Raw genomic sequence first — 6,915 nt, 5'->3', positions numbered from 1 at the left:
CCCCCCCGCCATACCGGAGCTGGATTCCACCGGCAGGCCGGTGAGCGTACAGATTTTCCAGCCGCAACGGATCTGGCGGCTTTTGTCCTTATCATCTGCGGCAAGGCGAAACGGATCGAGAAACAGGCTGAGCGCAGACAGGGTAAAACCGGGCAAAACAACAATACCCAGCGTCAGACGCTGTGTTTCTGTTTCTGTGTTTAAAACTGTTCGGTTCTTTTCCATTGCCATGATCGTGCGTATCACTCCCCTTGAAACGCATAATCCTGTCTGTCATCCGGCATACAGGCCAATCTGAGCGATAAAGTCCGTCACAGCTTTTGTAAAGAGCGCATAGAATTGTGAGCACAATACGCGCTCTTATCGACCTCTCATTCGGCAGGGCTGATTTTGGGCGGCAAAACAATCTGATCAGCCACCGGCAGAGCAGAATTACCGCTCAGGCGCCGCTTCAGACGCGCTGTCCATAAATGCCGGCAGGAGCGCAATTTGTTGAGCACAAACCATCTTTGCCGGATCAGATTGTAGAAGAAATGTTTCTCAACGGACGCAGCCGTTCTTGATCCGGTTCCTAGCGCATCTATGTCGCTTTGCGCGCCGCGCGCTTTGACTAAAGGCGGCCAAACGGCCAGACCTGTATTGGTTCTTGTCAGCCAGAAACGCAGATAATTATCTACCGGCGCAAAGATTTCATGCTGGCTGTTGACGAAATTCTGCGCACCGGCACGCGACCATACCAAACCGCCTGTCGTCATCGGAAAATAATGCGCACTAGTCAGATTGCGCTGCTGATCCTGCCCCTGCAGCGTGCAAAGCGGGGTATGACGTTTTATTCCGTCTGTCCCAATATTAATGAGATCCCAGTAACGCCCGTCTTTTTCGAGCCATGACAGCAGCTCTTCCGCCATTTTAGCAAGGTCTGCCGGAACGGACATATCATCTTCCAGCACCATTGCGTATTTCTCGCCGGAATCCAGAAACATCTGCGCCGCTTTAAGATGGCTCAGATAACATCCGAGCTCTCCGCCGCTGACCTGACAGCCCATAAACGCCAAAGCGCGTTTCTCGTGATAGGCCGGATGCGCTCTCGGATCACTTTTCCGGCCATCCACCGCCGGAACGCGGATAAATTCTATACCCGCGCGCTCCAATTGTCCGCGGGAAATGTCAAGCCGTTCCTGACTGCCATCAAGATTTATAAGATAGGTTCTCACCATAGTCTCCGCCATAAAATGGCTTAAAGCCTCCTGCCAAAAACCGGCAGGCGCGCATCAGCGACGTATCACTAGATGTTCATTTGCGGAGATACAATCAAGAAATTATGAGTTTTTAACGGAAATGTTTTGACAGTTTCAAACCCTGCGCCTGATAGTGCGAGCCAAGATCACTGCCATAGAGCGCTTTCGGCCGTTTGAGCATGTGTTCATAAATCAGACGGCCGACAATCTGTCCGTGTTCAAGGATAAACGGCACTTCATGGCTGCGCACTTCCAGCACTGCGCGGCTGCCCTTGCCACCGGCAGAGACATTACCAAAACCCGGATCGAAGAAACCGGCATAATGCACGCGGAACTCACCGACCAGCGGATCAAAAGGGGTCATTTCCGCAGCATAAAGCGGCGGCACATGCACGGCTTCCTGTGAAACCAGAATGTAAAATTCATCGGGATCGAGAACCAATTCGCGATGTCCGCGATCATAAATCGGTTCCCAGAAATCCAGCACATCATGCTGCGCACGCTTATCGACATCAACAACAGACGTATGGTGTTTGCCGCGATAGCCAATCAGGCCGTTTTCACCGCCGCTCAGATCAATCGACAGCGCAATCCCGCCATTGGAAATATTCGGCACAGCGGAAGCCACCAGCGTTTCCGCCGCGTGCAATGCAGCGAGTTCGGCTTCATTGATATGCGCAGTGCCTTTGCGGAAGCGGATCTGCGACAGGCGAGAACCGGTACGTGCCACAATCGGGAAAGTGCGCGGACTGACTTCCAGATAAAGCGGGCCGTTATAACCGGCAGGCACCTTGTCAAATTCCTGCGCATTATCGGTGATCACACGGGTGAAAATATCAAGGCGACCGGTCGAGCTTTTCGGGTTTGCGGAAGCCGACAATTCCGATGGCAGCGCCAAGCTTTCCAACAGCGGCACGATATAGACGCAGCCGGTTTCCAGCACCGCACCTTCACGCAGATCAATTTCATGCAGCTTCAGGCGTTCCAGTTTTTTGGCAACCGGTGTGTCCGGCCCCGGCATGAAAGATGCACGGACGCGATAGGCTTTCTCACCAAGACGAAGATCAAGACTGGCAGGCTGTATCTGATCGTGATCCAAGTCCCGCGCTGAAGTCAGCGCACCGGTTTCAAACAGAGCTGCAATATCGCTGTCTGCCAAAATTCCGCTATCTCGGGTCATCATTTGTCCAGTCATAAAATACTATTTTGCCGCAATCTAGCCTTGAACGGTTAAAAGAGGGCTACTGTGATATGCGCATTTACAGATAGATTTCACTCCCCGCTGTCAAGTCCTGTGAAATCGAGTGCTTGACATTATAATCATAACAGTCCTACAAAATCAGTCGTGGTGATTTGGCCGGCCGGCTTGCAGCCACGTTAAAGAAGTCGCTAAATATGGCCGCGGTTCCGAGCCGGTCTTTTTGCGTCTTCATGCAAAGGCCGGTTTTTTATTGGCCGGTGTGGCCCGAACCCTGCCGACCATCCTTTTATATAGGCTGGACCGATGACAAAGATACATATTCGTACCCTTCGCCCTGCAACTCAGCTTGTGCATAGCGGCACAACCCGCACGCCTTATGGCGAAACATCAGAAGCACTGTTTCTGACACAGGGTTTTGTTTATGACAGCGCCGAGGCTTGCGAAGCCCGTTTTACCGGTGAAGATCCGGGTTTCATCTATTCCCGTTATGCAAACCCGACGACGGATATGTTTGAAAAGCGCATGTGCGCGATTGAAGGCGCAGAAGAAGCACGCGCCACTGCCTCCGGCATGGCTGCTGTTGCTGCGGCCATTCTCTGTCAGGTTCGCGCCGGTGACCATGTGCTGGCAGCCAAAGCGATGTTCGGCTCCTGTCGGTACATCATTGAAACCCTTCTGCCGAAATACGGCGTTGAATTCACTTTGATTGATGGCGTGAATATTGAGAACTGGGAAAACGCCATCCGTCCGAATACCAAAGTGCTGTTTCTGGAAAGCCCGACCAATCCGACACTGGAAGTGATGGATATCGCCAGAATTGCAGGCATTGCCAATAGTGTCGGTGCCAAGCTGATCGTTGACAATGTATTTGCCACCCCACTCTATCAGCGGCCACTGGCGCTTGGCGCTCATATTGTTGTCTATTCTGCCACCAAACATATTGACGGTCAGGGACGTTGCCTCGGTGGTGTTGTTCTGTCTGATCGTGAATGGATTACGGAAGTTCTGCAGGATTATTTCCGCCATACCGGTCCGGGTCTCAGCCCGTTCAATGCATGGACAATGCTCAAAGGTCTGGAAACACTCGCCGTGCGTGTGGAAGCACAGACCCGTTCTGCCGCTAAGATTGCCGATTTTCTGGCCGAACAGAATGCCATTGCCCGCGTGATTTATCCGGGTCGCAAAGATCATCCGCAGGCAGACATTATCGCCAAGCAGATGAGCGGCGGCTCAACCATGATTGCATTGGAATTGAAAGGCGGCAAAAAGGCAGCTTTTGCTTTTGAAAATGCGCTGGAAGTCATCAGCATTTCCAACAATCTCGGTGACGCAAAAAGCCTGATTACCCATCCGGCCACCTCGACCCATAAAAATCTCAGCGATGAAGCCAAAGCAGAACTCGGTATTACTGACGGCCTACTGCGTCTTTCCATTGGTCTGGAAGATGCAGATGATCTGATAGACGATATTGGCTTTGCACTGAAAGCAGCTCAAGGCTAAACTGGTATCAGACGGCTGCTGATTTGCCGGCAGCCGTCATATCCTGCCAGCTCCCATGGCCTTCCAGAGTAACCTCTATGTATCGCGCAATTACCGAGAATATCGAAGTCACCGTTGAACCGTTTTATCTGGAAGAACAATCTTCACCGGATGAATCCCGTTATGTCTGGGCTTATCGGGTAACGATTATCAATCATTCGGATATTCCGGTGCAGTTGCGCTCACGGACATGGAAAATCACCGATGCCCACGGGCGGACTGAAGAAGTGCGCGGCCCCGGCGTTGTTGGCGAAGAACCGTTTCTGAAACCGGGTGACAGCTATCAATATTCGTCCGGCTGTCCGCTGACGACCTCATCCGGCATGATGTCCGGCAGCTATATGATGCAAAATCATGAGGCTGGCAGCCCTGATGAAGGCAAACTATTCCCCATCACTATTCCGGCATTTTCGCTCGATATGCCCGGACACAGACCGGTTCTGAACTAATTATAGTGTTCTGATCATCGCCACACGGCGTTCAATCGGCAAGCCGATGGACTGTTCCAGCTCGGCAATGGAACGGAAACGCGCATTACATTGCGATACCGGCAATACCTGATAGCTGCAGCTTTCATAAAAAGGCCGGTTCCATGGTATATCGCCGAATGTCGTCAGGCTGAGACTTGCGCATCCCTGCGCTTTGGCAATGTCAGCCGCAGCATCCAGCAATTTACGGCCAAACCCGCGCCGCTGGAAATCCTGATGCACAGATAGCTCCCAGACATGCAGGCAGTTCTCGTCCGGCATGGCTTCTGCCACCAGAAAGCCGCCAAGCACAGTATCGCATTCTGCAACCAGCACATGGCCTTTTTGCATAAAATCAAGATGCTGCTCGGCAGACATGACCGGCATATCGAGAATAAAATGCAAAGACGGGTCAGCTGCAAATGTTGAAGCTGCCGAGCGTTCAATCTCCGGCAGCAACGCAGCATCAGACGGCTGTGCCCGCCTTATCAGGCAGGCACTTTTGTCATGCTCAGCACTCATTGTGGTGCGTTAATTTCCGAAGGGTCAAAATCATAACGGCTGGAGCAGAACTCACAGGTCACCGAGATTTTGCCATTCTCAGTGCTGTGTTCGATTTCTTCAGCCGAGAAGCCTTTGAGCACACCGAAAATCTTGTCCCGCGAACAGGCGCAATGATCGACAACTTTCGTGCCTTCATAAACGCGCACGCCGCGCTCATGGAACAGACGATAAAGCAGACGTTCAGACGGCACCTGCGGATCAGTCAGCTCGGAATCCTCAATGGTCGCAACCAGTGAACGGGCTTCCTGCCATTCATCCTCAACCGGAGCCTGTTCAGCCTCAGCACCATTCGGATTATCGCCGCCATGCAGATCGCGATGACGCGCACGCAATTCGGACTGCGGCAGAAACTGCACCATCAGACCACCGGCACGCCATTGTTCACTCGCTTTGCCATCGGCACCGCGCTCGAAAAGCTTGGCAACAGCCAGCTGAACTTCTGTTGCAATCTGCTCAGACTGCATGAAGTAATTGCGTGCAATATCTTCCAGCGACGAGCCGTCCAGCGCAACAATACCCTGATAGCGCTGGGTGAATTCGCCCTGATCGACGGTCAGCGCCAGCGTACCCTTGCCCAGTAATTCTTCCGGCTTGGTTTTACCGGCAGCCACGAACTCTGCCACACGCTCTTCGTCAAAACGGGCATAGGCGCGGATTGCATCCGGCGTGCGGAAATCCACCACCAGCATATCCACCGGACCATCCGAGCGGGTCTGGAAAATGAACTTGCCTTCAAATTTCAAAGATGTGCCGAGCAACACGGTCAGAACCGCGGCTTCGCCCAACAGGCGGGACACGACTTCCGGATAATTATGGCGTTTCAGAATAGCATCCAGCGCCGCACCAAGCTGCACTGTGCGGCCGCGCACATCCAGACCTTCAACCTGAAAAGGCACAACAACATCATCACCGGACAGGGTAATATGGTCTGGCATCGGGCTATCAATCATCATCTGGTCTGTACTGGTCTGGTTATTCATCACTTATCTCTTTTTTATTGGCTGCCACGGGTGTCGCCACTGGGGCTGCATCACTGCGCCATAAATAACACACGGCTCGCAGGCGTTATACGACCTGCAAGCCGTGGTTCAATCTTCAAATCAGGATCAGGGCAGCCGATCCATACGTTATCCTATAGATAAGAAGCGATCAGCGTCCTTCAAGACACCAGGTCAAAATCGCTTTCTGCGCATGCATACGGTTTTCTGCCTCATCAAAGACCACGGATTGCGGGCCGTCGATCACTTCATCTGTCACTTCCTCACCGCGATGGGCTGGCAGACAGTGCATGAACAAAGCATCTTTATTGGCTTTCGCCATCAGATCCGCATTCACCTGATATGGCATGAAAACATTATTGCCGCGCGCATTATCTTCCTGCCCCATCGACACCCATGTATCGGTCACGATGCAGTCAGAACCGGCCACAGCCTTTTCCGCACTGGTGGTCGAGAAGATTTTAGCACCCTTCGCATTTGCCCAGTCAACAAAACGCGACAGCGGTTCACTGCCCGAAGGTGTTGCAATATTCAGACGGAAATCAAATTGCGCCGCAGCCTCAATGAAGGAATGCAGCACATTATTGCCGTCACCGCTCCACGTCACCGTGCGGCCCTTGATTGGTCCGCGATGTTCTTCAAAAGTCAGAATATCGGCCATGATCTGACACGGATGAGTATCATCGGTCAGCGCATTGATAACCGGCACGGTCGCATGCTCGGCGAGTTCGAGCATGCGATCATGAGAGGTTGTACGGATCATAATGGCATCGACAAAACGTGACAAAACTTTGGCTGTGTCCGCAATGGTTTCACTGCGGCCAAGCTGCATTTCCGAACCGGTCAGCATGATTGTTTCGCCGCCGAGCTGGCGCATACCCACATCAAAAGAGACGCGGGTTCGCGTT

Annotated in this window: 7 protein-coding genes, 1 pseudogene and 1 riboswitch; of the genes and pseudogenes, 2 read left to right on the top strand and 6 right to left on the bottom strand. The window is 52.6% G+C overall.

Features of this window, described 5'->3' with window-relative positions:
* The 3 genes and pseudogenes from A918_RS0111040 to A918_RS0111030 all read right to left on the bottom strand — a co-directional run.
* Positions 1 to 225 (bottom strand): annotated as a pseudogene (locus A918_RS0111040) (hypothetical protein); the annotation flags it as partial.
* Positions 226 to 371: 146 nt separating this feature from the next.
* On the bottom strand, positions 372 to 1,217 hold the full coding sequence (locus tag A918_RS20200; protein ID WP_022711123.1) for a glycosyltransferase family 25 protein: 846 nt from the start codon (positions 1,215 to 1,217) through the stop codon (positions 372 to 374).
* Positions 1,218 to 1,329: 112 nt separating this feature from the next.
* Positions 1,330 to 2,421, bottom strand: a complete 1,092-nt coding sequence (locus tag A918_RS0111030) for a 2'-deoxycytidine 5'-triphosphate deaminase (RefSeq protein ID WP_022711122.1) — start codon at positions 2,419 to 2,421, stop codon at positions 1,330 to 1,332.
* Positions 2,422 to 2,573: 152 nt separating this feature from the next.
* A riboswitch (SAM riboswitch) is annotated at positions 2,574 to 2,653 on the top strand.
* An 89-nt stretch (positions 2,654 to 2,742) separates the two neighbouring features.
* On the opposite strand from A918_RS0111030, the gene A918_RS0111025 reads away from it, so the two are divergent.
* Both A918_RS0111025 and apaG read left to right on the top strand, forming a co-directional pair.
* Positions 2,743 to 3,939, top strand: a complete 1,197-nt coding sequence (locus A918_RS0111025; protein ID WP_022711121.1) for an O-succinylhomoserine sulfhydrylase — start codon at positions 2,743 to 2,745, stop codon at positions 3,937 to 3,939.
* 77 nt (positions 3,940 to 4,016) lie between these two features.
* The gene (gene apaG / locus A918_RS0111020) at positions 4,017 to 4,427 is read left to right on the top strand and encodes a Co2+/Mg2+ efflux protein ApaG (protein ID WP_022711120.1); all 411 of its coding nucleotides are present in this window, start codon (positions 4,017 to 4,019) and stop codon (positions 4,425 to 4,427) included.
* Here apaG and A918_RS0111015 read toward each other — a convergent pair whose 3' ends face one another.
* The 3 genes from A918_RS0111015 to argF form a co-directional block, all read right to left on the bottom strand.
* Complete coding sequence (locus A918_RS0111015; protein ID WP_022711119.1) at positions 4,428 to 4,967, bottom strand: GNAT family N-acetyltransferase; 540 nt, start codon at positions 4,965 to 4,967, stop codon at positions 4,428 to 4,430.
* The gene (locus A918_RS0111010; protein ID WP_051139033.1) at positions 4,964 to 5,962 is read right to left on the bottom strand and encodes an Hsp33 family molecular chaperone; all 999 of its coding nucleotides are present in this window, start codon (positions 5,960 to 5,962) and stop codon (positions 4,964 to 4,966) included. Before A918_RS0111010 ends, A918_RS0111015 begins: the two co-directional genes overlap by 4 nt.
* Positions 5,963 to 6,158: 196 nt before the next feature.
* A partial coding sequence (gene argF / locus A918_RS0111005) for an ornithine carbamoyltransferase (RefSeq protein WP_022711117.1) occupies positions 6,159 to 6,915 on the bottom strand: 757 nt, incomplete at its 5' end.

Origin of the sequence: Pseudochrobactrum sp. AO18b (assembly GCF_000409565.1) — a bacterium.
In the GTDB taxonomy this organism is placed as follows: Bacteria; Pseudomonadota; Alphaproteobacteria; order Rhizobiales; family Rhizobiaceae; genus Pseudochrobactrum; species Pseudochrobactrum saccharolyticum.
This window is presented reverse-complemented; position numbering and strand designations above follow the sequence as displayed.

What these genes read in the sequence shown, in the direction of transcription:
- A918_RS0111010 (WP_051139033.1), bottom strand. Translation starts at nt 5,962, where the DNA reads ATGATGATTGATAGCCCGATGCCAGACCATATTACCCTGTCCGGTGAT.
- A918_RS20200 (WP_022711123.1), bottom strand. Translation starts at nt 1,217, where the DNA reads ATGGTGAGAACCTATCTTATAAATCTTGATGGCAGTCAGGAACGGCTT.
- A918_RS0111030 (WP_022711122.1), bottom strand. Translation starts at nt 2,421, where the DNA reads ATGATGACCCGAGATAGCGGAATTTTGGCAGACAGCGATATTGCAGCT.
- apaG (WP_022711120.1), top strand. Translation starts at nt 4,017, where the DNA reads ATGTATCGCGCAATTACCGAGAATATCGAAGTCACCGTTGAACCGTTT.
- A918_RS0111025 (WP_022711121.1), top strand. Translation starts at nt 2,743, where the DNA reads ATGACAAAGATACATATTCGTACCCTTCGCCCTGCAACTCAGCTTGTG.
- A918_RS0111015 (WP_022711119.1), bottom strand. Translation starts at nt 4,967, where the DNA reads ATGAGTGCTGAGCATGACAAAAGTGCCTGCCTGATAAGGCGGGCACAG.